Source organism: Afipia broomeae ATCC 49717, assembly GCF_000314675.2.
In the GTDB taxonomy this organism is placed as follows: domain Bacteria; phylum Pseudomonadota; class Alphaproteobacteria; order Rhizobiales; family Xanthobacteraceae; genus Afipia; species Afipia broomeae.
The window spans coordinates 361,112-385,884 of the sequence record NZ_KB375284.1 but is presented as its reverse complement, the minus strand read 5'-3'; the positions used below and the strand labels follow the sequence as shown (position 1 = coordinate 385,884).

23 protein-coding genes, 1 tRNA gene, 1 pseudogene and 1 riboswitch are annotated in these 24,773 nt (G+C 60.6%); of the genes and pseudogenes, 16 read left to right on the top strand and 9 right to left on the bottom strand.

Going from position 1 to position 24,773, the window contains the following annotated elements:
• Positions 1-111: 111 nt before the first annotated feature.
• From HMPREF9695_RS21330 to HMPREF9695_RS21320, 3 genes are read left to right on the top strand one after another with little or no spacing between them, the layout of a single operon-like run.
• Positions 112-1,344, top strand: coding sequence for an OpgC domain-containing protein (locus tag HMPREF9695_RS21330; protein WP_006022979.1), 1,233 nt, complete (start codon positions 112-114; stop codon positions 1,342-1,344).
• Positions 1,341-2,111 carry an SGNH/GDSL hydrolase family protein gene (locus tag HMPREF9695_RS21325; protein WP_006022978.1) on the top strand — a complete coding sequence of 257 codons (771 nt, stop codon included), beginning with the start codon at positions 1,341-1,343 and terminating at the stop codon, positions 2,109-2,111. Before HMPREF9695_RS21330 ends, HMPREF9695_RS21325 begins: the two co-directional genes overlap by 4 nt.
• Before the next feature lie 44 nt (positions 2,112-2,155).
• On the top strand, positions 2,156-3,013 hold the full coding sequence (locus HMPREF9695_RS21320) for an SGNH/GDSL hydrolase family protein (protein WP_051055056.1): 858 nt from the start codon (positions 2,156-2,158) through the stop codon (positions 3,011-3,013).
• Positions 3,014-3,015: 2 nt separating this feature from the next.
• Here HMPREF9695_RS21320 and HMPREF9695_RS21315 read toward each other — a convergent pair whose 3' ends face one another.
• The gene (locus HMPREF9695_RS21315) at positions 3,016-3,855 is read right to left on the bottom strand and encodes a PhzF family phenazine biosynthesis protein (RefSeq protein ID WP_006022976.1); all 840 of its coding nucleotides are present in this window, start codon (positions 3,853-3,855) and stop codon (positions 3,016-3,018) included.
• 23 nt (positions 3,856-3,878) lie between these two features.
• A complete protein-coding gene (locus HMPREF9695_RS21310) occupies positions 3,879-5,111 on the bottom strand; it encodes an O-succinylhomoserine sulfhydrylase (RefSeq protein WP_006022975.1) in 1,233 nt (410 codons plus the stop codon).
• A 71-nt stretch (positions 5,112-5,182) separates the two neighbouring features.
• Positions 5,183-5,262, bottom strand: a riboswitch (SAM riboswitch).
• 56 nt (positions 5,263-5,318) lie between these two features.
• Here HMPREF9695_RS21310 and HMPREF9695_RS21305 point away from each other — a divergent pair.
• The 3 genes from HMPREF9695_RS21305 (at position 5,319) to HMPREF9695_RS21295 (ending at position 9,968) form a co-directional block, all read left to right on the top strand.
• Positions 5,319-6,467: a 2'-deoxycytidine 5'-triphosphate deaminase gene (locus HMPREF9695_RS21305; protein ID WP_006022974.1), complete on the top strand. Its 1,149-nt coding sequence runs from the start codon at positions 5,319-5,321 to the stop codon at positions 6,465-6,467.
• Positions 6,468-6,614: 147 nt separating this feature from the next.
• Entirely contained in the window at positions 6,615-8,405 is a 1,791-nt protein-coding gene (locus HMPREF9695_RS21300; RefSeq protein ID WP_006022973.1) for an acyl-CoA dehydrogenase family protein, read from the top strand.
• Between the two features lie 129 nt (positions 8,406-8,534).
• Complete coding sequence (locus HMPREF9695_RS21295; RefSeq protein ID WP_006022972.1) at positions 8,535-9,968, top strand: MATE family efflux transporter; 1,434 nt, start codon at positions 8,535-8,537, stop codon at positions 9,966-9,968.
• 6 nt (positions 9,969-9,974) lie between these two features.
• Here HMPREF9695_RS21295 and HMPREF9695_RS21290 read toward each other — a convergent pair whose 3' ends face one another.
• The 5 genes from HMPREF9695_RS21290 to HMPREF9695_RS21270 form a co-directional block, all read right to left on the bottom strand.
• Positions 9,975-11,183 (bottom strand): EAL domain-containing response regulator, encoded by a 1,209-nt coding sequence (locus HMPREF9695_RS21290; RefSeq protein WP_006022971.1) that lies wholly within the window; start codon positions 11,181-11,183, stop codon positions 9,975-9,977.
• A 259-nt stretch (positions 11,184-11,442) separates the two neighbouring features.
• Positions 11,443-11,838, bottom strand: coding sequence for an SRPBCC family protein (locus tag HMPREF9695_RS21285; protein ID WP_006022970.1), 396 nt, complete (start codon positions 11,836-11,838; stop codon positions 11,443-11,445).
• A gap of 24 nt (positions 11,839-11,862) precedes the next feature.
• Positions 11,863-12,222, bottom strand: coding sequence for a VOC family protein (locus HMPREF9695_RS21280; RefSeq protein WP_006022969.1), 360 nt, complete (start codon positions 12,220-12,222; stop codon positions 11,863-11,865).
• A gap of 22 nt (positions 12,223-12,244) precedes the next feature.
• Positions 12,245-13,093 (bottom strand): helix-turn-helix domain-containing protein, encoded by an 849-nt coding sequence (locus HMPREF9695_RS21275; protein ID WP_006022968.1) that lies wholly within the window; start codon positions 13,091-13,093, stop codon positions 12,245-12,247.
• 9 nt (positions 13,094-13,102) lie between these two features.
• On the bottom strand, positions 13,103-13,693 hold the full coding sequence (locus HMPREF9695_RS21270) for a methylated-DNA--[protein]-cysteine S-methyltransferase (protein WP_006022967.1): 591 nt from the start codon (positions 13,691-13,693) through the stop codon (positions 13,103-13,105).
• A gap of 135 nt (positions 13,694-13,828) precedes the next feature.
• Here HMPREF9695_RS21270 and HMPREF9695_RS21265 point away from each other — a divergent pair.
• The 4 genes from HMPREF9695_RS21265 (at position 13,829) to HMPREF9695_RS21250 (ending at position 16,746) form a co-directional block, all read left to right on the top strand.
• Positions 13,829-13,902, top strand: a tRNA-Gly gene (locus HMPREF9695_RS21265).
• Positions 13,903-13,941: 39 nt separating this feature from the next.
• The gene (locus HMPREF9695_RS21260) at positions 13,942-15,120 is read left to right on the top strand and encodes an NADH:flavin oxidoreductase/NADH oxidase (protein ID WP_006022966.1); all 1,179 of its coding nucleotides are present in this window, start codon (positions 13,942-13,944) and stop codon (positions 15,118-15,120) included.
• A 38-nt stretch (positions 15,121-15,158) separates the two neighbouring features.
• Positions 15,159-16,175 (top strand): 2-dehydropantoate 2-reductase, encoded by a 1,017-nt coding sequence (locus HMPREF9695_RS21255; RefSeq protein WP_006022965.1) that lies wholly within the window; start codon positions 15,159-15,161, stop codon positions 16,173-16,175.
• Positions 16,176-16,383: 208 nt separating this feature from the next.
• Complete coding sequence (locus HMPREF9695_RS21250) at positions 16,384-16,746, top strand: PRC-barrel domain-containing protein (RefSeq protein ID WP_006022964.1); 363 nt, start codon at positions 16,384-16,386, stop codon at positions 16,744-16,746.
• Positions 16,747-16,844: 98 nt separating this feature from the next.
• Here HMPREF9695_RS21250 and HMPREF9695_RS21245 read toward each other — a convergent pair whose 3' ends face one another.
• Entirely contained in the window at positions 16,845-18,503 is a 1,659-nt protein-coding gene (locus HMPREF9695_RS21245) for an FAD-binding dehydrogenase (protein ID WP_006022963.1), read from the bottom strand.
• A gap of 272 nt (positions 18,504-18,775) precedes the next feature.
• Here HMPREF9695_RS21245 and HMPREF9695_RS21240 point away from each other — a divergent pair, with 272 nt between their 5' ends.
• The gene (locus HMPREF9695_RS21240) at positions 18,776-19,237 is read left to right on the top strand and encodes a Clp protease/crotonase-like domain-containing protein (RefSeq protein ID WP_006022962.1); all 462 of its coding nucleotides are present in this window, start codon (positions 18,776-18,778) and stop codon (positions 19,235-19,237) included.
• A 160-nt stretch (positions 19,238-19,397) separates the two neighbouring features.
• On the top strand, positions 19,398-19,988 hold the full coding sequence (locus tag HMPREF9695_RS21235; RefSeq protein ID WP_006022961.1) for an SCO family protein: 591 nt from the start codon (positions 19,398-19,400) through the stop codon (positions 19,986-19,988).
• Between the two features lie 6 nt (positions 19,989-19,994).
• Here HMPREF9695_RS21235 and HMPREF9695_RS21230 read toward each other — a convergent pair.
• Positions 19,995-20,483 (bottom strand): annotated as a pseudogene (locus tag HMPREF9695_RS21230) (glycosyltransferase family 2 protein); the annotation flags it as partial.
• Positions 20,484-20,651: 168 nt separating this feature from the next.
• Here HMPREF9695_RS21230 and HMPREF9695_RS21225 point away from each other — a divergent pair.
• From HMPREF9695_RS21225 to HMPREF9695_RS21210, 4 genes are all read left to right on the top strand, one after another.
• On the top strand, positions 20,652-21,911 hold the full coding sequence (locus tag HMPREF9695_RS21225; protein WP_006022959.1) for a tyrosine-type recombinase/integrase: 1,260 nt from the start codon (positions 20,652-20,654) through the stop codon (positions 21,909-21,911).
• A gap of 67 nt (positions 21,912-21,978) precedes the next feature.
• The gene (locus HMPREF9695_RS21220) at positions 21,979-22,857 is read left to right on the top strand and encodes a hypothetical protein (RefSeq protein ID WP_006022958.1); all 879 of its coding nucleotides are present in this window, start codon (positions 21,979-21,981) and stop codon (positions 22,855-22,857) included.
• A gap of 149 nt (positions 22,858-23,006) precedes the next feature.
• Positions 23,007-23,213: a hypothetical protein gene (locus HMPREF9695_RS21215; protein ID WP_006022957.1), complete on the top strand. Its 207-nt coding sequence runs from the start codon at positions 23,007-23,009 to the stop codon at positions 23,211-23,213.
• A 2-nt stretch (positions 23,214-23,215) separates the two neighbouring features.
• A complete protein-coding gene (locus tag HMPREF9695_RS21210; RefSeq protein WP_041713016.1) occupies positions 23,216-24,283 on the top strand; it encodes an AAA family ATPase in 1,068 nt (355 codons plus the stop codon).
• Positions 24,284-24,773: the final 490 nt, after the last annotated feature.

The following is a 24,773-nucleotide window of genomic DNA, read 5'->3' as shown; positions in this document are numbered from 1 at the left end:
GGGCGCCGGTCCAATGGAATGCTTGCAATTTGCGGGCCGGTTTGATCTTCCGTAGGATCATGACAAGCGCCTGCCACTTCGAATGGAACCGGATGAAACGGACTTGACCGGATGACGCTCGTGACCACCGAGATGACCGATCAGGCTGTTGCGAAAGCGCCTGCTGCAAAGGCCGTTGCGCTTCCGGTTGCCGCCGGCGAACGCGAGCTGCGCCTCGATCTCTTTCGAGGTATGGCGCTGTGGCTGATCTTCATCGACCATCTTCCGCCGAACATTCTGACCTGGTTCACCATCCGCAACTACGGCTTCAGTGACGCCACCGAGATCTTCATTTTTATCTCGGGCTACACGGCGGCGTTCGTATACAGCCGCGCGATGCTTGATCGCGGCTTCGTGGTGGCGAGTGCGCGCATCTTCAAGCGCGTCTGGCAAATCTACGTGGCGCACGTTTTCCTGTTTACAATCTATCTCGCAGAGATCTCTTACATCGCGACGCGGTTCGAGAACCCGCTCTACGCGGAAGAAATGGGCATTCTGGATTTCCTCAAGCAGCCCGACGTCACGATCGTTCAGGCGTTGTTGCTGAAATTCCGGCCCGTCAATATGGACGTGCTGCCGCTTTACATCGTGCTCATGATTTTCCTGCCGGGAATCATATGGCTGATGCAGCGCAAGGCGGATCTGGCGCTGTCACTCTCGGTCCTGCTCTATGCCCTGACCTGGCAATTCGACTGGTATCTTCCCGCTTATCCAAACGGCTTCTGGGCTTTCAATCCGTTCGCCTGGCAGTTGCTGTTCGTATTCGGGGCCTGGTGCGCGCTCGGTGGCGCAAAGCGCATGGCGCGCATTCTGTCCTCGCGCATTACGCTCTGGCTCTGCATTGGCTATCTTGTGTTTGCGTTCTGCGTCACGCTGACCTGGCACGTTCCGCAGCTCAACATTTTCATGCCGCGCTGGCTGGAAAGCTGGATGTATCCGATCAACAAGACCGATCTCGATGTTCTCCGCTTTGTGCATTTTCTGGCGCTGGCGGCGATTACGGTCCGCGTGCTTCCGAAGGATTGGCCGGGTCTGAGATCGCCGTGGCTTCGCCCGGTGATCCGGTGTGGTCAGCATTCTCTGGAGATATTCTGTCTCGGCGTCTTCCTCGCATTCGCGGGTCATTTTGTTCTGGCCGAAGTGTCCGGCGGAGCATGGATGCATTTCTTCGTCAGCGTCGCCGGGATTGTCATCATGTCAGCGGCCGCATGGCTATTTTCGTGGTACAAGAGCGAAATAGGCAAGGGCGACAAACGCGCAAAAAGCGCTGATGCCGATGCCGACCTCGCCGGAGGCGGGTCATGAGAGCGTTACTGGTTGCAGGTCTGTTCGCGTCTGTCCTGATGGCTGCTCCGGCGCGCGCCGAGGACGGTCCCGGCTGTACTGTGCCCGCATATCTCCTGACGACGGAAAGCCCACTTCCGAAGGTCGCAAACGCGATCAAGACCAAGAAGCGTCTGGATGTCCTTGTGGTTGGCAGCGGCTCTTCAGCGCTACCTGGCTCTGACGGTGCGAACATGTCTTATCCGTCACGTTTGGAGTCCGCCTTGCGCGAAGCATTGGCTGGCGTCACCGTCAATGTCAGGACCGACCTGCGGCCCAAGAAAACAGCCGCGGAAGCCGCGCAGGGTTTTGGCCAGATGATCGACAAGCTGCCGGCGGATCAAAAGCCGGATCTGGTGATCTGGCAGACCGGCACGGTCGATGCGATACGCGCGGTTGATCCTGACGATTTCCGCGCCGCGTTGGATAGCGGGGTTGAGGCACTGCAGAAAGCAGGCCCCGATGTGCTCTTGATGAATCTCCAATACAACCCACGTATGGAGACGATGCTGTCGGTTGGTCCCTATATCGATACGATACGGGTCGTCGCACAGCAGCATGAAGTGCCGATATTCGACCGGTTTTCGATCATGCGTCACTGGAGCGATGCCGGCGATTTTGATCTTTTCGGTTCGGCCCACGGATATGGAATGGCGAAGCGTGTGCATGACTGTATCGGCCGGTCGCTGGCCGCGATGGTCGTGGAAGCGTCGCGCATCAATCCGGCTGAGCTCAGGATTCAACGTTGATGAATTTTTATGGTCGTTTGGCGATTGCCGCCATGGCGGGCGCTATGACGTGGGGATTACCCGCCGTCTCCCCTGTACGAGCCCAGGTGCCCGACGCGCCCCAGCAGAAGGGTCTCGGAACAAAAGCTATCGAAGCGGCGAAGACTGTGGCCAAGGGTGCCGGCGATATTCTCACACGCGTGCCGTGTCTGCCCGCCAAGGGATTGAAGGACGTTCCGGGTTCGCTGCCGCGCGTTGCGCGGCGGATCGCTGCGGGTGAGCCGGTGACCATCGTCGCTTTCGGCTCATCGACCACGGTCGGTTTCGGCACGTCAGCGGCCTACAATTATCCCAGCCGTCTTGCGGATCAGTTGCGCCGCAAGTTTCCGACCGCCGACATCAGTGTCATCAATCGCGGTATGGGCGGGCAGGATGCGCCCGAAATGATGAAGCGGTTCGATGTCGCCGTTCTCGATGCAGACCCTGATCTCGTGATCTGGCAGCTCGGCACCAACGCCGTGGTCAAGGGCAACGCCAGCGACATCGCGGCGACGGCTGCGCTGGTGGAGGACGGCATCGCGCGCCTTCAGGCCAGGGGGATCGATGTCGTACTGATCGATCCGCAATACGTTCCGGCGGTTGCCGAGAAAACCGAGAACGCGAGCCGGATGGTCAAACTGCTCGGCGATGTCGCCAAGCTCAAGAACATCTCGGTGTTTCCGCGCTTCGATGTCATGCGGCAATGGCACGAGGACGAAAAAATGCCGTTCGACAAGTTCGTGATCGGCGACGGCCTGCACATGAACGACTGGGGCTACGCGTGCTTCGCCCAGTTGCTCGGCGACACCATCATCAAGTCGGTCGGACAGGTGAAGGCCGGCGTCAACATTCCGGCCAACGTGATGACCTTCCGGCCGATGTAGGCTTAGATCGTCAGCCTGCCTTCGATGCACGTCCGCGTCTCGCCGCCGATCCAGATGTCGTGACCATCACGCGCGGCGTAAACGCGGCCCTCTCGTCCAAGCACGGTGCCTTGGCTTGCGACGTATGCAGCGGGCGCAAGTCCTGCGGACATCAGCCATTGCGCGAGACCGGCATTCAGGCTGCCCGTGACGGGGTCTTCGGTCGCGCGGTTGGATATGAATGCGCGAACCTCGAAGAAGGCGTCCTTGCCGTCGCGCAAAGGGTCCCATGGCGCGACCACGCCGAGCTTCAGGTTCCCAAGCGCCGGATAGTCCGGTTTCAGCGACAGGATTTCCGTGCGCGATGTCAGCATCACCGCCACCCAGCCGGGGCCGTTGTCGATCCACTGCGCCGCCTTGATGGCGTCCCGGCGAATTTGCAGGCCGCGCGCGATCTGATCGAGAATGTCGCTTTCGACATCGCCGGTCCGGCGCAGCGGAGGGGCGGCAAATGCCAGCCTGTTCCCGTCGCGCCTGATTTTGATGAGGCCCGCACCGCATTCCTGAACGACATGCGCCTGCCCGGCAGTATTCCCGAGGCTCAACCAGACGTGACAACTGCCGAGCGTTGGATGGCCTGCGAACGGCAGCTCGCCTGAGGGCGTAAAAATCCGCAGGCGATAATCGGCCTCTGCCGTCGTAGGCTTCAGGAGAAAGGTGGTTTCGCTCAGATTCGTCCAGTTCGCGAGCGAAGCCATGGCGTCGTCGGAAAGTCCGTCGGCGCCAATGACCACGGCAAGCGGATTACCCTTGAGCCGCTTGCCGGTGAAAACATCGACCTGCTGGAACGAAAATGTACTCATGGAATATCCAGCGCGCTTCTGTCTTAGGCTTTCTCCAGCGCCGCGTTCAGATCCTCGATCAGGTCGTCCTTATGCTCCAGTCCCGCCGAGAAGCGGATGAAGCCTTCACTGATGCCAAGTTCAGCGCGCGCCTCCGGCGTCAGCCGCTGATGCGTCGTGGTCGCCGGATGGGTGACGATGCTTTTGGAATCGCCGAGGTTATTGGAAATCCGGGCCAGCTTCAGCGCGTTCAGCATGCGGAACGCAGCCGCCTTGCCGCCCTTGACCTCGAAACCGATCAGGGTCGAACCCGCACGCATCTGTTTCTTCACGATGGCGGCCTGCGGATGATCGGCCCGGCCCGGATAGATCAGCCGCGAGATTTTCGGATGTTTGGCCAACGCATCGGCGATCGCCGCTGCGCTTTCGGTTTGCGCCTTCACGCGAATGCTCAGCGTTTCAAGGCCTTTCAGCAGCACCCATGCGTTGAATGGTGACATCGCAGGTCCGGTCTGGCGCAGGAACGTGTGGATGTGCTCCTGAATGAAAGCCTCGGACGACAGGATGATGCCGCCGAGACAGCGGCCCTGGCCGTCGATGTGCTTGGTCGCAGAATAGACCACGACGTCGGCGCCGAGCGTCAGCGGGCTTTGCCAGATCGGTGTGGCGAACACGTTGTCCACGATCAGCCGCGCGCCGCCGCGATGCGCGATCTCGGCGACAGCGCCGATGTCGACCACATCGAGGGTCGGGTTGGTCGGGCTTTCGAGGAAGCACGATTTGGTGTTCGGGCGCATCGCCTTCTGCCACTGGTCAAGATCGTGACCATCCACCAGCGTGGATTCGATGCCGTAGCGCGGCAGCAGATCTTCCACGACATAGCGGCACGAGCCGAACAGCGCTTTCGCTGCGACCACATGATCGCCTGATTTCAACGGAGCGAGGATCGCGGTGGTGACCGCCGCCATGCCGGTCGCGGTGGCGCGCGCGGCCTCGGCGCCTTCGAGTTCGATCATGCGCTGCTCGAACATCGATACGGTCGGATTCGAAAACCGCGAATACAGGAAGCCGGGGTCCGCGCCGGTGAAGCGCGCTTCGCACTGTTCGGCAGTGTCGTAGATGAAACCCTGCGTCAGGAACAACGCTTCGGAGGTTTCGCCGTACTGCGAGCGCAGCGTGCCTGAATGCACGAGGCGGGTTTCCGGGCGATAATTGCGGGTCGGGGATGGCGGCTTGCTTGGGGAAGCATTGGCCGCGGGTGTTTTGGTCTCGGACATGTGCACTCCATCGTGGCCACCTCGCGATGGACACAAAAAAACCGGCCTGGAAAATCTTTCCACAAGCCGGGATCACACTGTCCCCGGCCTGTTTAGCGAGTTATTTAACGTGGCTGCAAGCCGGCCGGCTCAAATGACCACGGGATAAGTCCTAGGCTTAATCCCGCATGCTCTTTCCGTCAAGCACCCCATCGGATAACCGATAAAATGCTTGTTTTGCTGGATCAGCCGATAGCCGAGGATTACCCCGTGGCCTTCACACTTGCCCCCGACGCGACAGGAATTCTGCCTGACCGCATGATCGCGGCGATGGCCGATGCAGGCCTGATCCTGCCGGAATATCCCTTCGTTGAAAGCCAGATCCAGCCCGCCAGTCTCGACCTGCGCCTGGGCAATGTCGCCTACCGGGTTCGCGCGAGCTTTCTGCCCGGTCCTGATATTCGGGTGGCGGACCGTATCGAAGAGTTGAAGCTGCACGAGATCGATCTGTCCGATGGCGCGGTGCTGGAAACCAACTGCGTCTACATCGTGCCGCTCTTGGAAAGCCTCGCGCTTCCGCCCAACATTCAGGCCGCCGCGAATCCGAAAAGCTCCACGGGCCGGCTCGACGTTTTCACCCGCGTGATCGCCGACGGCACACGCCGCTTCGACATGATCGCGCCAGGCTATCATGGCCCGCTCTATGCGGAGATCAGTCCCAAAACCTTCCCGGTCTTGCTGCGCGAAGGATCGCGGCTGTCGCAGATTCGTTTCCGCACGGGCCATCCTCTGCTCGATGGCGATGAACTGGAGGCGCTGCATGAAGCCGAGCGTCTGGTCGACAGCGACGAAGCCGATCTCGCCGGCGGTGTGGCCTTAAGCGTTGATCTGTCCGGTGAAGGCTCGGATGGTTTTGTCGGCTATCGCGCCAAACGCCATACCGGCGTGGTCGATGTCGATCGCCGTGCCGGATACACCGTGGGTGAGTTCTGGGAGCCGATCCGCGCGCGGCCGGATCGCAGCCTGATCTTAGATCCCGGCGAGTTCTATATTCTCGCCTCGAAGGAAGCGGTGCAGGTGCCGCCGGATTTCGCCGCCGAGATGGTGCCGTTCGATCCGCTGGTCGGCGAATTCCGCGTCCACTATGCAGGCTTCTTCGATCCCGGCTTCGGTTATGCAGGCGCAGGCGGGCAGGGCTCGCGCGCGGTGCTGGAAGTGCGCTCGCGCGAAGTGCCGTTCATTCTCGAGCACGGCCAGATCGTCGGGCGTCTTGTGTATGAAAAGATGCTGTCGCGCCCCGATGCGCTGTATGGCCAGCGCATCGCATCGAATTATCAGGGTCAGGGCCTGAAGCTCTCGAAGCATTTCCGGACCTAGCGGCCGGGTTCCGCTCTGCGAATTACGTCCCCTCGCGGCACATTTCACCCATGCCGCCATTGGCTTCCGGCCAGCTTGCCGCGGGCATCCAAATACCGGATCATTCCTGAAAACAACGGGAGCGATCCCGGCAGGGGTGAAAACGCCATGGTTGCAGCCGCAAAAACTCCGCCCGCTGAGACATCAGCTTCGACATCCGGGTTCGGTCTGATCGCGCCCGACACGTCGGGCATGAATTTCTATCGCGCCGATCCGATCCTCGCCGATCTGCTGCGCATTCATCTTCCCGCCGCGTTGTTTCAACACATCGAGCCCCATCTAGACCGGCTTGGCTCGCTCGCTGGTGGTCATCTCGATGAATGCGCGCGCCTCGCCGACAAGCATGGTCCGGTGCTGCATCAGCGCGATCGCTTCGGCAACGACCGGCAATGGATCGAGTATCATCCGGCCTATCGCGAGCTCGAGCGCGCCGCCTATGGCGAATTCGGCATCCACGCGATGTCGCATCGCAAGGGCATTCTCGGCTGGGCCGACACCTATCCGGCCGTCGCCAAGCACGCCTTCACGTTTCTGTTCAATCAGGCCGAGTTCGGGCTTGGCTGTCCGATCAATGTCACCGACGGCGCGGCGCGTCTGTTGTCGCGGTTCGGCGACGGCGCGCTGAAAGCAAAGTATCTCGACGGCCTCACGCAAACCGACATGTCAAAGCTGACCCAGGGCGGCCAGTTCATGACCGAGAAGGAGGGCGGTTCGGACGTCGGCAAGCTGACCACCAGAGCGGTGCAGGACGACGGTCACTGGCGGCTCTACGGCGAAAAATGGTTCTGCTCGAACGCCGATGCAAAGATGGTGATGCTGCTGGCGCGGCCGGAAGGCGCGGTCGGCGGCACCCAGGGCGTCGGCCTGTATCTCATGCCGCGTGAACTCGACGATGGTTCGCCCAACCACTACCGCATCGTCCGCCTCAAGGACAAACTCGGCACCCGCTCGATGGCGTCGGGTGAGATCAAGCTTGAAGGTGCGATTGCTTACGCTGTCGGCCGGCTCGATCGCGGCTTCGTGCAGATGGCCGAGATGGTCAACTGGTCGCGGCTGTCCAACGGCGTCAAGTCGGCGGCATTGATGCGGCGCGCGCACCATGATGCGAATACGGTTGCCAACAACCGCGTGGTGTTTGGCCGCCGCATTATCGATATGCCGCTGGCGCGCCGGCAGTTGATGAAGATCATGCTCGCAACCGAGCAGGCGGTGTCGATGAGCTTCGTCACGGCCGATGGATTGGATCGCGCCGAAGCCGGCAGTCAGGACGCCGCGGCATTGCTGCGCGTGCTGACGCCGACGCTGAAGTATCGCGCCACGCGCGATGCCCGAAAGGTTTGCGGCGAGGCAATGGAGATGCGCGGCGGCATCGGTTACATCGAAGAGTTCGCGACGCCGCGGCTATTGCGCGACGCGCATCTCGGCTCGATCTGGGAAGGCACCGGCAATATCGTTGCGCTCGATACGCTCAAGCGTGCGGTCGGCCGTCACGGAGCAGAAGCTGCGCTGGGCGCCGATCTGCATGCGCGGATCGACGATGCGCCCGGCATTCCGAAAGTCTGGCGCGACCGGCTTCATCACCTGACGGACAAGGCGATCGGCTTTGCCCGCGACGTGGCCGGGCGTTCGGAGAACGAAGCCGAAGCGCGCCGCGCCACCAGCACGCTTTATCATGTCGCCAGCGCGGTCACGTTCGCCTGGGAGGGCAGCCGGATTCACGCCATGCGCGGCGACGCCCGCCGGCTGTTGCTGTCGCGTCTCGTTGTCGACCACCGCCTGACGGCGCAGGACCCGTTTGCCGTTCTCTCGAACGGACGCGATGAGGCGATCGCCGACCGGCTGCTCGGTGATCGGCCATTGGCGATGGCCGATGCCGCGCAGATCATCAGTGCGGCTTAGTTCGCTGGTTTTCAGGGTGTGTAGGCGCCATGCGTGAAGCGCGCGTTGTGCCCTGCAAATTTGATGCTATGGATTTTTTGACAGGGCGGCGCTCTCTCAAAACAAAAAGATTTCCGCTCGGGAGACGATATGTCCGAACTTGGGGCCGCTGAAATTCCTGTCGTGCAGACGGACGAAAAACCGCCGCTGCCTGCTGTCAAAGGTCCCGTTAAAAACCCGCTGCTCGATGGGCCAATCCTCTCGACGCTGTTGAAACTGGCTGCTCCCAATGTGGTCGCGCTGACCGCCGGAACCTGCGTCGCGATCGCTGAGACATCCTATATCGGCCGCTTGGGCGTCGAACCCCTGGCGGCGATGGCGCTGGTGTTCCCGTTTGTCATTCTGATGATGACCATGTCCGGCGGCGCGATGGGCGGCGGCGTTGCATCCGCCATTGCACGCGCGCTGGGCGCCAACAATGCCGAGCGGGCATCCGCGCTTGCCGTGCACGCGCTAATGATCGGCATTTGTTTCGGCCTGACCTTCATGATCGGGATGCTGATCTTCGGGCCGTATCTGTTTTCCGCGCTCGGCGGCAGGGGCCGTGTTCTGAGCGAGGCCATCGGTTACTCGCAGATTTTCTTCGGCGGCGCCGTGCTGCCATGGATCATGAATACGCTGGCGGCGCTGCTGCGCGGAACCGGCAACATGAAGCTGCCGTCGGCGATCATTCTCAACTCGGCGTTCTTTCAGGTTCTGTTCGGCGGCGTGCTTGGTCTTGGCCTGGGGCCGGTGCCGCAGTTCGGCATGCGCGGCGTTGCGGCCGGCACGCTGATAGCGTTTTCGATCGGTGTCGGCATCATGGCGTGGTATCTGCTGTCAGGCCGTAGCCGCGTGAAACTGAATTTCAGCGGCTTCCGGTTTCAGCGCACGATGTTCTACGACATCCTGCAGGTCGGAGCGATTTCCTGTTTCTCGCCCCTGCAGATCGTGCTGACGGTGACGATCTTCACGCACCTGCTGGCGAATTTCGGGACCGAGGTTCTCGCGGGTTACGGCATCGGCGCACGGCTGGAATTCATGCTGACGTCGCTGGCGTTCGCTGTGGGGATCGCCTCGGTGCCAATGATCGGCATGGCGATCGGAGCCGGCCGCATCGCCCGGGCGCGGCGGATTGCCTGGACGGCCGGCGGTGTGTCGTTTGTGGCCGTCGGCTTCTTTGGCGGGTTTTTCGCTCTCAACCCGGACATTTGGGTGAACATTTTTACTGACAATGCCGCCGTGCGGGCTGCGAGCCATGAATATCTGTCGATCGTCGGGCCGTTTCTCGCTTTCGTGGGCCTTGCGATTTCGCTTTATTTCTCTTCACAGGGCGCCGCGCGCGTGATCGGGCCGGTGCTCGCACAGACCGCGCGGCTTGTATTCGTCATGGCGGGCGGCTGGTGGCTGACGTCACATGGTGCAGTCAGCACGAATTTCTTCTGGCTGGCGGCTGTGTCCATGATCCTGCTGGGTATCCTCGCCGCCGCCGCAGTTCGTTTCACGAACTGGGGAGCGAGAGGTGTAGCCATCGAGGCTGAATGAGAGCCGTCACGCGAGCACGGTCGGACGTGCGAGCGAGGCGCGGGCGAACTTCTTCGCGTTGGCGGGTTTGCCGAACAGATAGCCCTGGGCCAGGTCGAATCCCATCTCGTGGATCGCGACCAGATCGGACCGGGTCTCCACCCCCTTGGCGACGGTGCGCGCGCCGTGCCGGTCCGCAAGTTCGAGAATACGGCGGCAGACGGTCTGCTTGAGGCGGTTATCCGCCGAGCCGGTAACGAATTCCCGATCGACCTTGATTTCGACGAACGGAAAACTCTTCAGCTCCGTGAGCAGCGGCCAGTCGGTCCCGAGATCATCGATCGAGATTGCGATGTTGTGAAACCGCAGGCGCTTGGCGACATCGATCGCCAGATCGAGATTCCGGATGATCTCGAAGCCTTTGACCTCCACGATCAAGCCTCCGAACGCGGGATGGTCCGGAATCTGGCGGCAGAGATAGCTGACCAACGCCGGGTCTTCGAGAAAGCTGATCGGCAGATTGATGGAGATGTCGACGGGGCCGTGCTGATCCACGAAATAATGCCAGTCCTCCAGCGCGCGGCTGACGACAAATTCCGACAGCCCCTTGAACTGCGGGTCTCGAGCGTCAGGGATAAAGGATGCCGGAGGCACCACGCCCCATGATGGGTGACGCATGCGGATCAGCGCCTCCGCGCCGCGGGGCGCGAGCGTATGCACGTCGATTTTCTGCTGGTACCACAATTCCAGCCAGCCGGCCTTCAGCGCTTCCGCAACATCGACAGGCGGACTCGGCGGGGCTTGTTGCGGAAGCAGCGTGACCACACTGGCCCGCAGCCCATCCGCGCTGAACGGTGTGGCAAGCGGCGGCAGCATCGCAATCTGAAGCTCTTCCCCGAGTTGGCGCAGCGCGCTCACGACGATCGACTCCTTTGGGCCGATCAGCAGCACCTGGCCGTCGAATTTCCTGTCGACGATGATTTTCAGGATGTGCCCGGCCTGAACGCCATCATTTGGTATTCCGAGCAGAATGAGATCGGGCGCGTGCAGGTCCAGCAGCAAGGGCAACTCGTCGGCATTCGCGCACTCGGAGGCAACGAAGCCCAGCTCTTCGAGAGCCTCCGCAAGAAACGTGCGGATGTGTCTCTTCGCGTCGACGATGCAAACGCGCGGTGTGACCTTGCGCTGGCCGAATGTCGCGACCGTGTCCAATTCCGCGGGCTTGAAACCCCTCATGCGTCACCTCCCGTGTCCCCAGAGACGGAAGTCTTAGCGTCATGGAGTGGTCGCAAATGTGGAATTGTTGAATCATCCACTCGTATAATTCGGTAAGGTTAAAGGCGCGAGAAAGATTCAAATTTGTGCGGCATTTTCCGAAAATCCGGTCGCATCTAAAGTTGTCGATGCGAATTCGATCGTGCTGCACTCGGCGAATGCAGCATGATCATCATGAAGAGCGTCGGCATCGTCGTTGGCGACACATCCGGCCGGATAACTAGCCGTCTTCGAGCCGTTTCTTCATCGCTGCGATCGACAGATCCATTTGTCCGCTGATGTATGGCGCGATTTCGTTCGGCAGCACGTCCACGGTCCAGACAAATTTGCTGCGCCTGTCGCCATCTTCGTAAATTTGCACCGAGGCGCTGTGTTGCCTGATCCTTTCGCTGACGATGGCGTAGACAAGACGCCGTTTCGCGTCGTCGCAATCGACAAGAATCTCGCGTGCGCTCGTGCCGTTTGAAAATGTCACGAGCCGGGAGTCGCCATCCATGACGGCGTCGGTGACAAAGCCGGGCGCGAGCCGGGTATGGACTGCTCCGAAGTCGCGCACTGCGTCCCAGACATCATGCGCGGATGATGCAATCGCAAACTCTTTCTGGATCGATGCCATGTTTTCCTCCGTGCCGGTCGGGGATCACGTGCACACGGCCTCGACATTGTTGCCGTCGGGGTCGATCAGAAATGCGGCGTAGTAGGTGGGGCTGTAGTCCGCGCGCGGACCTGCGCCGCCATTGTCGCGGCCGCCGGCCTTCAGTCCCGCGGAGTGAAACGCCTTGATGGCGTCGTGGCTCGCGGCACGGAATGCGATATGTGCGCCAGACCCTTCGGGGTCTCTCGACAGATGCAGCCAGAGTGCCGGCGCGTCCTTCGGTCCAAATCCGGCACCGCTGTTGTCGCGCGAGCAGAGAACATGGCCGAGCGGTGCGAGCGCGGCGGTGTAGAATTTGATGCTGGCGTCGAGGTCTCTGACTTTCAGTCCGATATGGTCGTACATGATGATCTCCCTGTGAGGGAGATCACCCTACGGCAGCGGCCTTGAGCCGTTCTTGGAAAATCTTGCGGTCGCCGCGCGCCGCATCGCGGAACCGCCGCGGCGAAACGCCAGCGGCCCGATGGAAGGTGCGCACAAAGTTCGAGAGGTCGCCGAATCCGACATCGAAGGCGATCGATGTGATCGATCGCGCATCGTCGGCCAGCAGCCTTGCTGCATGGCGCAGCCGCGCGCGTACCAGATACTGATGCGGCGTCACCCCGAGCACATTCGAGAACATCCGCAGGAAATGAAAGGAACTGACGCCGGCAGCCTTTGCAGCCGTCTCCAGATCCACGGCCCGGTCGGCGTGGGCATCGATCCACAGTGCGCTCTCGACAGCGCGGCGGCGGTCGCGCGCGGTGGCTGGCGATGCCTTCTGGGCCTTTCCCGACGTTGCTTCGACAAAACGGTTCACAAACAGAATCGCTGCCTCATCGATCCCGATGTCGTTGTCGCCGCGTCTGGTCGCCTGGGCCAGTTCTCCATAGACCATGAGTTCTGGTGTCGGCGGCACGCAGCCGATCTGCAAGGCATCTGTCCGGACGCCCATGTCATCGGCGAGTGCAGGCGAGAGCTGGAACGACAGGCATTCATCGCCGCAAACGTGATGAGGATGCGAGCAGGTATATTCGTCGCCGGCATGACCCAGCATCACTGCCCCGGCAACCAGTTCGTGGGAACGGCCACGGGTGTCATAGCCGAAGCTGCCCTTGCGGACATAGGAGAGCGAATGGCGCGCGTGCTGTTCGAGGAACGGCTTATCGCCCGGGCCCATGTTGCACCGGTAATCGAACACGGACAGCGCCGCACTCTCAAACAGGGTGATCTTCATAGCGGGACGTTAGCCCCGGCGTCGTTGCGGGGCAATCGACAGGCCGGGGTCGAACAGCATCGGCGCATCCTCGGCGTCGCGGGTCGAAATCCGGGCGCGTTCGATAGCAAGCATGCGGAACTTGGTAGTGACGCCTCCATTGGCGGAAAACCCGCCGGTCTTGCCGCCCGCCGCCAGCACGCGGTGGCAGGGGATCACGATGGGCAGGGGATTTTCGCCGAGTGCCTTGCCCACCGCGCGCGACAGCAGCTTGTCGCCGAGGCGCGTGGCGATATCGCCATAGGTCAGCGTTTCGCCGGGGGCGATGGTTTGCGCGATGTCGTAGACGCTCCGGTTGAAGGCGGGCAGGCGATCCGTATCGAGGGCGATGAAGGACAGGTCCGTCGCTTCGCCGCTGAGTAGCTCCACCATGGCATCGCAGGCGCGCTGCACATCTGCCGGTGGCGCCATTTCCTGTGCGCCAGGTGCTTTCTGAAGCAGGCGTGCACGGGTTCTGGCATCGTCAGCTTCGGGGAGTTGCACGCCCAAAAGACCACGGTCGCCCCAGGCGACGCCGCAGCGCCCGATCGCCGTGTCGAACAATGCAAAACCAGCCGTCATGTCGCGTTCCAGTGTTTCACAGCCGCATCCCGAAACTTGGAGAATCTTGCGCTTTTCGGTCCCGTTCGCCACCCGGATCCTGCGATGCCAGCCATCTTGCGGCCTGCCGCCGGGTGTGGCTAAGGTTGGAACCGCGCGGGCGTAGTTCAATGGTAGAACGGCAGCTTCCCAAGCTGCATACGAGGGTTCGATTCCCTTCGCCCGCTCCAGCCTTTTCCCGGATAAAGCAAACAATCCACAGAGGTCTGATGCCACAGCCCCGCTTGTTCACGCCGATTTCTCTCCGCAACGTCACTGCGAAAAACAGGATCGTGATTTCGCCGATGTGCCAATACTCGGCAACCGACGGCATGGCTGACGACTGGCATCTGGTTCATCTCGGCAAGTTCGCGCAGGGCGGCGCCGGGATCGTGATGACGGAGGCAACCGCGGTCAACGCGGAAGGCCGCATTACCCATGGCGACCTTGGCCTCTGGCACGACGGACAGATTGCGCCGCTCAAGCGGATCGCCGCGTTTCTTCGCGCCAATGGTTCGGTGCCTGCGATTCAACTCGCTCACGCCGGCCGAAAGGGCAGCATGCAGCGGCCCTGGTATGGCAACGCGGCGCTGACGCCTGAGGATCACGCGCGCGGCGATACGCCATGGACCATCGTGGCGCCGAGCGCTATCCCGATGGATGATGGCTGGCTGATGCCGCACGAACTGACCGAACCGGACCTGAAGTCGTTGCGTGAGGACTGGCGTCTCGCGACGCTGCGGGCGGTCGAGGCGAATTTCGATGTGCTCGAAATTCACTGCGCCCACGGCTACCTGCTGCACGAATTCCTGTCGCCGCTGTCCAATCGGCGCAAGGATGCCTATGGCGGCGACCGCGCGGGACGCATGAAATATCCGCTGGAAATTATCGAGACCGTGCGCGCGGTTTGGCCCTCGGACCGGCCGCTGTTCGTGCGCATTTCGTCAGTCGACGGGATCGATGGCGGTATCGATATCTCCGACTCGGTTGCGTTCGTGAACGAAGCCAAGGCGCGGGGCGCGGATGTGATCGATTGCTCGTCCGGCGGATTGATGGGATCGGCGACCGCGGCGCGAATTCCGCGCGGCTATGGCTTTCAGGTGCCGTTCGCCGAGCAGATTCGCCGCGAGACCAAGGCCACCACCATGGCCGTCGGCCTCATCCTGCATCCGCATCAGGCCGAAGACATCCTCGCGGAAGACAAGACCGATCTCATTGCAGTTGGCCGCGAGGCGCTGTTCGATCCGAACTGGCCGCTGCATGCCGAACTGGCTTTGAGCGAAACCAGGGGCGAGATCGGAGACGGCACCTTTGCGTCCTGGCCCAAGCAGTACGGCTGGTGGCTGGAGCGGCGCGAGCCGGGTCTGCGTAAGCTCGACGGTCCCGCGTTGCCATTTCGCAAGGTTTAGGCGACGCTCTGCCCCATGATCCATCCGGCGGGGCGGCCATGACGTCATCGAAATCCATCAGTGTCGCGGGCGCCGGCAGCATCGGCTGCTTCGTCGGGGGGATGCTGCGCGCCGGCGGGCACCCGGTCTCGCTTTTGGCGCGCCCGCGCCTGATCGAGGATATCAACCGGCACGGGCTGAAGGTCACGAGCTTTGAAGGTATCGAGCATCGCCTGACGCCGGCCGAGATCAAACTGTCCGACGATCCCGCGGCGATTTTTGCGGGGGCGGATATCATCCTTGTCACGGTCAAGAGCGACGACACCCCGGAGATCGCGGATCTGATCGCGCAGCAGGCCGCGAAGAATGCGGTGATCGTCAGCCTTCAGAACGGCACCGGCAATGTGTCGGTGCTGCGCGATGCACTGCCGGATCACGATGTGCTGGCGGGGATGGTGCCGTTCAATGTTCTGTCCCTTGGCGATGGTCATTTTCATCGCGCCACCTCCGGAGACATCCTGCTGGAGAAGGACGATCCGGATATCGCAAAACTGCTGTCACGGCCGGAACTTGTTTTCCGCAGTGTGGAGGACATCGAGGGCGTGCAATGGGGCAAGCTGCTGATCAATCTGAACAACGCACTCAATGCGCTGTCTGGTCTTCCGCTTCGCGATCAGCTTGCGCAGCGCTCCTGGCGGACGCTGTTCGCCGACCAGATACGTGAGGCATTGGCGGTGATTAAGGCCGAAGGCATCGCTCCGCTGTCGACAACGCCGCTGCCGGCGTCTTTCACGCCGTTCATTCTGAAACTGCCCAATGCGCTGTTTACGCGGATCGCGGCATCGATGGTGAAGATCGACCCAAAGGCGCGCTCGTCGATGTGGGAAGACCTGCAGCGCGGGCGCCGCACAGAGATAGATCACCTGCAGGGCCTGATCGTGGCGCTTGCCGAGCGCCATGGTCTGAAAGCGCCGCTGTCTGCGCGAATTGTCGCACTGATCAGAAACGCCGAGGAAGCGGGCAAGGGCTCACCGGGCCTTACCCCGGAGCAGATCCGGGCTGTGGGTCAGTGCTGATTTTCCAGCCGGACGGGCTGGCGGGGCGGCGGCGACAGAGTTACGTTATCTGGGTTGATGCAAGCGCCGGGTTAGCCCGCAACTGTCTTGCCCGCGAGCCCGGTTTACAGGCCTTGCTCGGAAGAGCGGTGAGGTCGTGTTCGCGGCATAAGCCGCGCAATCATGGCGGACCAATCTGCGAGACAGGCTTCCACGGCTGGAGGCTCTCATGCATGCGGACACAATCAATCTGAAATCACATCGTCTTGTTGCCAGCGACAGGGTCGAAGGAACGCGCGTCTTCAATGCCGACGGCAGAAAAATAGGAAGCATCAAACGATTGATGATCGACAAGACCAGCGGCAACGTCGCCTACGCGGTCCTCTGCTTCGGCGGTTTTCTCGGAGTCGGCGAAGACTATCGCCCGCTTCCGTGGGCAAGCATGAAGTACAACCCCGCAATCGAAGGCTACGAACTTCTGACCTTGATGACCGAAGAGGAACTGGCGAAAGCGCCGTCCTTCGGAACCGACAAGGAATTCGACTGGGGAAACCGTGTCCGCGAAGTCGACGCTTACTGGATCGGCTTCTGACACGCGCTGCGAAAGCGATTGCTCAACAGCCCCCTGAAACGCTCGTGGTTTCAGGGAGGCGTCAGGCTGGCGCGATGTCCGGCCTGTTGCCGGGCTGACTACACGATTGCCCTGGCTGCCGCGCGCCCGGCATTGCGTCCCGAGAAAAGGCAGCCGCCGAGAAATGTGCCTTCAAGCGCGCGATAGCCGTGTACGCCGCCGCCGCCGAAGCCCGCGGCTTCGCCCACGGCGTACAGTCCCTGGATGATCTGGCCGTCATGGCCGAACACGCGTGAGTCGAGATCGGTCTCGAAGCCGCCGAGCGTCTTGCGCGTCAGGATGTTGAGTTTCACCGCGATCAGCGGCCCGAAAGCCGGATCGAGAATCTTGTGCGGTTTGGCGGTCCGGATCAATTTGTCGCCGAGATAGCGCCGCGCATTATGGATGCCCATGACCTGGGTGTCCTTGACGTAAGCATTGTCGATCTCGCGGTCGCGCGCTTCGATCTGCTGACGGATCGACGTTATGTCGAGCAGGTTTGCGGTTCCAAGCTTGTTCATGGCCGCAACAAGGTCATCGAGATTGTCACGGACGATGAAGTCGGCGCCCTTCGCCTTGAAGGCTTCGACGGGGTCGGGTGCGCCCTTGTTGAAGGCGCGGCGAAGGGTCATGCGCCAGCTCTTGCCGGTGAGATCCGGATTTTGCTCCGAGCCTGACAGCGCGAACTCTTTCTTGATGATGGCTTGCGTCAGAATGAACCACGAATACTCGTGGCCTGTCTTCATAATGTATTCGAGTTGGCCGAGCGTATCGTACCCGGGATACAGCGGCGAGGGCAGACGCTTGCCGGTTGCATCGAACCACATCGACGACGGTCCAGGCAGAATGCGAATGCCATGACCTGGCCAGATCGGGTTCCAGTTGTGGACGCCTTCAACGTAGTGCCACATGCGGTCGCGGTTGATGAGGCGCGCGCCGGCGGCTTCGGTAATGCCGATCATGCGGCCGTCGACGTGAGCCGGAACACCGCTCACCATATGCTTCGGCGGCGTGCCGAGACGTTTCGGCCAGTTCTCGCGCACAAGATCATGATTGCCGCCGATGCCGCCGGAGGCGACGATGACGGCCTGCGCGCGGAACGAGAAATCGCCGGTCTCGGTACGCGACGAACTGACGCCGCGTGGTTCCGGCGACGGCTCGAGTGTCCTGCCGCTGACGCCGGTGGCTGCGCCGCCGGTCATGTCGAGAGCATCGACGCGATGACGGAACTTGAAAATGATGCGGCCGGTTTTGGCGTGCTCTCGCGCGCGCCGCTCGAACGGTTCCACCACACCAGGACCGGTGCCCCAGCTCACATGAAAGCGCGGCACCGAGTTACCGTGGCCCATGGCGTCATAGCCGCCGCGTTCGGCCCAGCCGACCACGGGAAAAATGCGGTGGCCCATCGCCTGAAGCCAGCCGCGCTTCTCGCCGGCTGCGAAGGCGACATAGGCTTCCGCCCATTTTCGCGGCCAGTGATCCTCATCGCGATCGAATCCCGCAGTCCCCATCCAGTCCTGCAGAGCGAGGTCATGGGAATCCTTGATGCCAAGCCGCCGCTGTTCGGGTGTATCGACAAGAAATAACCCGCCGAGCGACCAGAACGCCTGCCCGCCGAGATTCTGCTCGCCTTCCTGATCGACCACGATCACGCGCTTGCCGGCATCGGCCAGTTCGTTCGCGGCCACGAGGCCCGCCAGTCCTGCGCCGACGACAATTACGTCCGCATCATTCGCCATTTTTGATTTCTCCCCAGGTTCCGGATTGAAGCGCGACGCGCAAAGCCGGGTCAACGGAAATTGCGGCCAAAAATGGCAGCGCGCGCCTCAGGTCGTTCACTGGACCACGCACGCCATGTTCCAATTCGGGATCGGCCAGTGCAGGTGCAGCAAGCCAGCAACACTGCAATAGAATCCGTCCCCGCACCGCTGTGCGATCTGGACAAAATTCCAGACTCGCAACACGCTGATGTTGCCCCGATCGATACAGGCAGGGGGCGACGGGGCCGGCAATGAAGATTGTGACGGGGTTTCTGACGGCGGTGCTTCTCCTTGGCGGAGTGGGCGCAAGTCACGCTGTGGTTCGGATTGCTGAAGACCGTGGCGGCCGGATCGGGACCTATGTCGACAAGTATCAAAGCCTCAAAGGCTCCGGTGAGACCGTTGTGATCGATGGCCTGTGCGCGTCGGCCTGCACCATCGTGCTCGGCGCTGTGTCCCACGACAAGATTTGCGTGACCTCGCGCGCCAGCCTCGGATTTCATGCGGCCTGGGACTTCGGAGCCAGCGGCCGGCCGGTGACGAACCGTGAAGCGACCCGGATGCTGTACGATATGTACCCGACGTCGATCCGGAGCTGGATTTCACGGCGCGGCGGCCTGAAGCCACGGATGATTTTTCTTCGTGGCCGCGAACTGACGAGCATGTATCGTCCGTGCTATATGGACGCCCAAGCCTCCGCACACGTCCGCTAAAGCCAAAACCCCAGATCAGGCAGACGGTTGCTCCCGGTCATGTGATCGGGCATGCCTGCGCGACACTTGCTCGCTATGGCTGTGCGCTCTATCCCATGCCCAACCCGGAACAAAGCGGCCAGCCTGATGCGGCCTGCTGCTGATTGAGGAATTTATTGCGATGGACAGGACGACCCGGCCGCTGGTGATTATCGCGGCGTTTGCCGGCAGCCTTGCGATCGGTCTGCTGGTCACGTTGTGGCTGCTGGGTGGCTTGCGCGGCGCCACTGCGCCGGCTGCGATCGGGGGGCCGTTTCGCCTGACCGATCAGACAGGACAAACGGTCACCGAGAAAAATCTCGTCGGCCGCCCAAGCATCGTCTTTTTCGGCTTCACGCACTGCCCGGATGTTTGCCCGACAGCACTGTTCGAGATGTCCGAGGTTCTGCGCGCCATGGGCCCCGATGCCGGCAAGCTGAACGCGTATTTTGTATCCGTCGACCCCGAACGCGACACATCATCGGTGATGAAGGATTACATTGCGAGTTTCGATCCGCATCTCAAGGGACTGACCGGCAGCCCGGATGAAATTGCCAGGATGATTTCTGCCTATCGGGTTTACGCCAAGAAGATTCCCCTGAAGGACGGCGACTACACGATGGATCACACAGCGCTGATCTATCTGATGGACAAAAATGGAAACTTCGTGCGTCCGTTCGATCTGAAGCGCAAGCCCGAGGAAGCCGCGGCGGATCTCAAGCGCTATCTCTGATCCGCCTTAGTCGCTCTGGTCGCGCATCCCGTCCGGTTGAGACCTCCCTACAGACATACGGGACGTTTGGGCGAGACCGTGCTCGGTCTTCTCCCAGTGGTAGGGTTCGGTCAGCAGCTGATAGAGCGCGCGCCAGGCTGCGAGGGACAGGAAAATCCAGTAGACCGGAGTGAGAGCGAGCACCCATGCTTCGCGCAGCAAGTTCCGCTTGGCAAGGCCGATCACTCCGATCACGATGGTGGTCAGATAGCCTGCCGCAATCGTCGCCAGATAAAGTTCGATGAATGGTTTGGCAAAGAATGACGCAACGCTGTCGTCAAACGCGCTCATCACACCCCGCACCAGAAGTTCGCCAAGCAGGAACGGATGCGCAAGCGCAGTCAGGACGTTTCCACCCACGATAATGTTGAGGGTGAAGAAGCCGCCAGCGCCGGCATCGCGCCAGAGCTTGCGCGGCGAGCGCATGTGAACGCTCCAGGTTTGCATCCATCCTTTTTAGTACCGTTCGGTTAAATCTCGCATCGTTCCGTTTCGTACAAATTTGCCTAGTGTTTTCAGCGCACTATAGTCCTGTGCCTGTCGCGCTTGGTTCGATTGAGTTTCGTTCGAGCCGGACAATTTGTTGCGATGGTGTTGCGATAACTTGAAAGGCTAAAGCAAAACATGGCGAGTGGATCAGGCAAGTCGCTTGGGAAAATTGTTCTGACGCACCGTTCGGTGGACGCACTTAAACCGGCGACTGACGCATATCGTGTCCCCGATCTTAGGTGCCCCGGCCTCGCCATCCGCGTGGCGCCCTCTGGTCTGAAAACGTGGGACTTCGTATGCCGAGTGCGGGGCACTTCTACGGTCAAGCGGAAGGCGCTTGGCGCCTTCCCGGCCGTTAGCCTTGACGAAGCCCGGCGGCGGGGCGGCGCCATTGGGGACGCCGCGCAACGAGGCAAAGACCTGATCGGCGAGGAAGCCAAGGCCAAGGAAGAGGCCGCGGCCCGAATGACGGTGTCCGAACTAATTGATGAATACCTAAAGCGGCGCGCGAAGGGGCTTCGCACCAAGCGGGAAATTGAGACCCGGCTGAAGCGAGCGCTGGCCCCGATAAGCAATCGACCGATCGATGAGCTTCGTCGGCGCGATATTGGCCGCCTCTTAAACGCTACTTCTGACCGCGGCGTTGAGCGAGAGGCCGAAAAGCAGCGTCAATCCGTCGGCGCTATGTTTCGATGGGCGGTCGGACAGGACCTTTTGAATGACGATCCGACGCGGGGACTGAAGCCCTTTAGTGCGGGGAAGCCGCGCGAGCGGGTTCTTTCGCCTGACGAGATCAGGATACTTTGGGATTGGATCGCGTCATCGGATCTTACCCTCGATATGCAGGACAGTCTTCGCCTGCAATTCTGCTGGGGATCGAGGATTGGCGAAGCATCGGGCCTCTGTGTCGAAGAGATTGATGTGAAGGAATGGATCTGGACGCTGCCAGCGAGCCGATCGAAGAACAAAAAAGCGCGAAGAACACCCATCGTCGGCATTGCGCGTGAGATTATCGAAGATCGGTTGGACCGGACCCGAAGGGGGCCGCTATTTATCAATGAAACCGGCGCAGCGCTCCGCTCCAACGACATCGGGTCGGCGATTGTAACTCGACGGCGACGAATACCGTTGCCGCATTTTGTTTCGCACGACATCCGCCGAACGGTTGCCACTGGCTTGGTCGATCTAGGGATTTCGTATGACCTCGTAGCCGCGATACTCGGCCACGAAGTTGGCGATAAAAACGTACGAATCCTTACGCGGCATTACGTCCGAACCGATTTTGCCGAACGCAAAAGGTTGGCGTTGGAGGCATGGGACCAGCGGCTTAGAGCCATTATCGAAGGGTCTGCCGCTAGCAATGTTCTTCAGTTTTCCGACATAGTGAGAGCCTAGTTGAAAGCGCCCGCCCGGCGTTCCAGCGCCGGGCGGGCCAAACCACACCGGACGTAGGAGGTCCGATATGGCAAAAGTCGATAAGACGATCCGGCTGCCCTATCATAGAGCGCCGTTCTATTTCGCACCGGAGTTCTTAGTCGGCTCGAAAGAATGGAGCGCTTCATTTGAGAGTTTGGCACGAAGCGTTCTGCTGCGAAAGCAGATATCCGGCTCGATTGAGCAGCGCAACGACTTCGAGATTGTCGTTGCCTTTGGACCAGTGTCACTCTCGATCGAGGCGATTTCTGGAACATTTTGGCTGGACAATTTTGAAGGAGATAACAGCCTCGCGATATGGACTGCCGGAAACCCACAAACCTTTTTGCGGAACACATTGGCGAGTTCTGGTCTACCTAGGTCTTTGCGGCCCATCATCGAAAGCGCCGTGGCTCCGTTTGTTGAAGAATTGATAACTGAAATGGATGCTCGCTTTGAGCGCGCCTTGATACTTGGATATGCTCAAATAGAAGGGCGTCTCGGATCAAGGATGGCGCCGTTTGAAATTATTGATCCGCAAGACCGGCAGCATCTTCAAATCACTGGTGAAGCATTCCGCGACGGGGTAGGCGTCGATGGCAGGTTAGACGATGCGAGATACGATACTAGCGAATGGGTTTATTCGTACTGCGTGGTACCAACTAACATAGAAATAAATCTTCTGCCGGAACGCGAGGAGGGCGTGTTTGCGGCGAAAGGCAGGATGAAGTTAGCTTCTTGCGATGGGCGTCGGAAACACGATTGGGGCAAAATCTGGAAGGCGACTGACGACGAGTATCAGCTGTTAAGGCGGCGGCCGAACTACAATCGAGCAAAGCTCTACGAGGAAGTTGCTAAGCGCTTCGAAGAGTTCCCAGTGAAATCTGAATTCTACAAGCGTCTCGATAAAAAATATCACTCCGTCTAAGCGGTTATGATCCTCGCGTTTTCCGGCATTCCGGAAGTTCATTTCTGGTAATTTTGCCGGATCGCCGGACGACAATAGCGTACCTTGAGCCTAATTCGACCTCGTGCACGGAACGGAACGCATCGACGTTCTGCAAGCAGGAGGTCATTATGCCTAGAACCGCTCATACAATCGATCAATTGATTGATGAAGGAACGCTCAATAGGACCGCGATCTTTAAAGCGATCGCTGACGGCAAGCTAGTTGCCAAAAAGCTTGGTCGGCGGACAATTGTTCTTGATGAGGACTATAGGGCGTTCCTAAAAAATCTGCCCCCGGCTCGCGAGTTGAAAGGCTCTGCGGGCGGGGCCGCCTGAACATGGCTGACCCGATACCACTCAAGCCCCCGAGGCGCAGCCCTCCGATAGCGCTTCATCGGCTAGACAACTTACCTGAGCGGCCGCCGCGGGAAGAGGTTGTTGAAGGCTTGATCGCCGTGGGCGAGATCGTGGCGCTCGTCGCGCCAGCGGGCGACGGCAAATCAGCGGTATCTCATCTGCTTCTTACCTGCGTTGCTGAAGGGCGCCCATTTCTGGGGCGCAAGGTCATGGCGGGACCTGCTATTTACGTTGCAGCAGAACGATACGCCGAAGCGTCTCGAAGATTACTCGCTATACAGCGGCGCAAAGCGCCGCTCTACCTCGCAAAGGCCAGACCAAATCTAGCCAATCATGCGGAGGTGGAAGAGCTAGCTGAACGCATTCTGCAAGTGTGCGAAAACGAAAGGTCGTGCCCCGTATTGATTGTGATCGACACGCTTGCGCGCTGCATGCCGGGCCTAGACGAGAACAGCGCGCGCGATATGGGAACGGTGGTCGAAGGTTTAACACGTCTGGCCGAGCACGTGCCGAGTGCAGCCATCCTCTTCGTCCATCATGCGGGAAAGAGCGGAAGCGATATGCGTGGTTCGACGGCTTTAATCGGTGGCGTGGACTTAGAGCTCCGCGTTGAAGGACGAGGAAAAGAACGAGGTAAGCGCCTGATCGTCAACAAGGCCAACGCTGTGTCGGAAGAGCAAGCGCTATATTTCAGGCTTGTGCCCGTTGAGTATCGAGACGCGCCGAACGCGGACGCCGAGAGCGTTATTGCCGCGGTACAGGACGATGGCGAGACGGATCAGCCGATGCCCGACAGCGGCCCGTCGCGCGACGAACGCGTTCTGTCTTTGATAGCTGAAAAAGCGACTGACAGCATCGCGGATCGACGCTCATGTCTTACTGCGGCAAGGGAGCAGGGCTTGATCGAGGGAAAGTCCGCCGATAGCACGGCTGAACAGTTCCGAAAGATCCTCGTTCGCTTGCGCGATGCGGACCTGATTGCGTTCGACGATAAGAAAATTGCGTTGGGGTCAGGGGCCACCCCCAACAGACCCAACGGCCCCCCCTAAAGGGGGGCCTAGTTGGGGTTGGGGGATTGGGCTTGGCCAATGCCCAACATGATGCCCAACAGGCCCAATTGGGGTTGTTGGGGTTGGAGCAAAGAATGGAAACACATCTACGATCAACGGATGCCGAAACGGGAGCGGGCTTAGCGCCGCGCCGGGCACCCGGTGCCAGAACTTTTAGGGACCGTACGAAAGAAGCGATCCAGTGCGGCGATAGGTCGGCCCGGCCGTTGAGGATATTTGGGATTCTGAGATTTCCACTTTAGTTTGGTTTTGGACGCAAGAAATGCCTGCCTTTGCTCGATTTCGACTTCGAAGGTGCACAATCGAGGTTGCACCGCGACTGGGTTTAAGAGCCTCGATCAAGCGCGGCCTGCGCCTATACGGCCCCATGACCTCCATCGAACTAGCGAATTTTGCTTACTGGGGGCGCTCGCCGTTCAACTCTCGATTGGGGATTCGATGGTGGTCGAACCGGTCCCAGCGATCCGCC

What these genes read in the sequence shown, in the direction of transcription:
- HMPREF9695_RS21330 (WP_006022979.1), top strand. Translation starts at nt 112, where the DNA reads ATGACGCTCGTGACCACCGAGATGACCGATCAGGCTGTTGCGAAAGCG.
- HMPREF9695_RS21325 (WP_006022978.1), top strand. Translation starts at nt 1,341, where the DNA reads ATGAGAGCGTTACTGGTTGCAGGTCTGTTCGCGTCTGTCCTGATGGCT.
- HMPREF9695_RS21320 (WP_051055056.1), top strand. Translation starts at nt 2,156, where the DNA reads ATGACGTGGGGATTACCCGCCGTCTCCCCTGTACGAGCCCAGGTGCCC.
- HMPREF9695_RS21315 (WP_006022976.1), bottom strand. Translation starts at nt 3,855, where the DNA reads ATGAGTACATTTTCGTTCCAGCAGGTCGATGTTTTCACCGGCAAGCGG.
- HMPREF9695_RS21310 (WP_006022975.1), bottom strand. Translation starts at nt 5,111, where the DNA reads ATGTCCGAGACCAAAACACCCGCGGCCAATGCTTCCCCAAGCAAGCCG.
- HMPREF9695_RS21305 (WP_006022974.1), top strand. Translation starts at nt 5,319, where the DNA reads ATGCTTGTTTTGCTGGATCAGCCGATAGCCGAGGATTACCCCGTGGCC.
- HMPREF9695_RS21300 (WP_006022973.1), top strand. Translation starts at nt 6,615, where the DNA reads ATGGTTGCAGCCGCAAAAACTCCGCCCGCTGAGACATCAGCTTCGACA.
- HMPREF9695_RS21295 (WP_006022972.1), top strand. Translation starts at nt 8,535, where the DNA reads ATGTCCGAACTTGGGGCCGCTGAAATTCCTGTCGTGCAGACGGACGAA.
- HMPREF9695_RS21290 (WP_006022971.1), bottom strand. Translation starts at nt 11,183, where the DNA reads ATGAGGGGTTTCAAGCCCGCGGAATTGGACACGGTCGCGACATTCGGC.
- HMPREF9695_RS21285 (WP_006022970.1), bottom strand. Translation starts at nt 11,838, where the DNA reads ATGGCATCGATCCAGAAAGAGTTTGCGATTGCATCATCCGCGCATGAT.
- HMPREF9695_RS21280 (WP_006022969.1), bottom strand. Translation starts at nt 12,222, where the DNA reads ATGTACGACCATATCGGACTGAAAGTCAGAGACCTCGACGCCAGCATC.
- HMPREF9695_RS21275 (WP_006022968.1), bottom strand. Translation starts at nt 13,093, where the DNA reads ATGAAGATCACCCTGTTTGAGAGTGCGGCGCTGTCCGTGTTCGATTAC.
- HMPREF9695_RS21270 (WP_006022967.1), bottom strand. Translation starts at nt 13,693, where the DNA reads ATGACGGCTGGTTTTGCATTGTTCGACACGGCGATCGGGCGCTGCGGC.
- HMPREF9695_RS21260 (WP_006022966.1), top strand. Translation starts at nt 13,942, where the DNA reads ATGCCACAGCCCCGCTTGTTCACGCCGATTTCTCTCCGCAACGTCACT.
- HMPREF9695_RS21255 (WP_006022965.1), top strand. Translation starts at nt 15,159, where the DNA reads ATGACGTCATCGAAATCCATCAGTGTCGCGGGCGCCGGCAGCATCGGC.
- HMPREF9695_RS21250 (WP_006022964.1), top strand. Translation starts at nt 16,384, where the DNA reads ATGCATGCGGACACAATCAATCTGAAATCACATCGTCTTGTTGCCAGC.
- HMPREF9695_RS21245 (WP_006022963.1), bottom strand. Translation starts at nt 18,503, where the DNA reads ATGGCGAATGATGCGGACGTAATTGTCGTCGGCGCAGGACTGGCGGGC.
- HMPREF9695_RS21240 (WP_006022962.1), top strand. Translation starts at nt 18,776, where the DNA reads ATGAAGATTGTGACGGGGTTTCTGACGGCGGTGCTTCTCCTTGGCGGA.
- HMPREF9695_RS21235 (WP_006022961.1), top strand. Translation starts at nt 19,398, where the DNA reads ATGGACAGGACGACCCGGCCGCTGGTGATTATCGCGGCGTTTGCCGGC.
- HMPREF9695_RS21225 (WP_006022959.1), top strand. Translation starts at nt 20,652, where the DNA reads ATGGCGAGTGGATCAGGCAAGTCGCTTGGGAAAATTGTTCTGACGCAC.
- HMPREF9695_RS21220 (WP_006022958.1), top strand. Translation starts at nt 21,979, where the DNA reads ATGGCAAAAGTCGATAAGACGATCCGGCTGCCCTATCATAGAGCGCCG.
- HMPREF9695_RS21215 (WP_006022957.1), top strand. Translation starts at nt 23,007, where the DNA reads ATGCCTAGAACCGCTCATACAATCGATCAATTGATTGATGAAGGAACG.
- HMPREF9695_RS21210 (WP_041713016.1), top strand. Translation starts at nt 23,216, where the DNA reads ATGGCTGACCCGATACCACTCAAGCCCCCGAGGCGCAGCCCTCCGATA.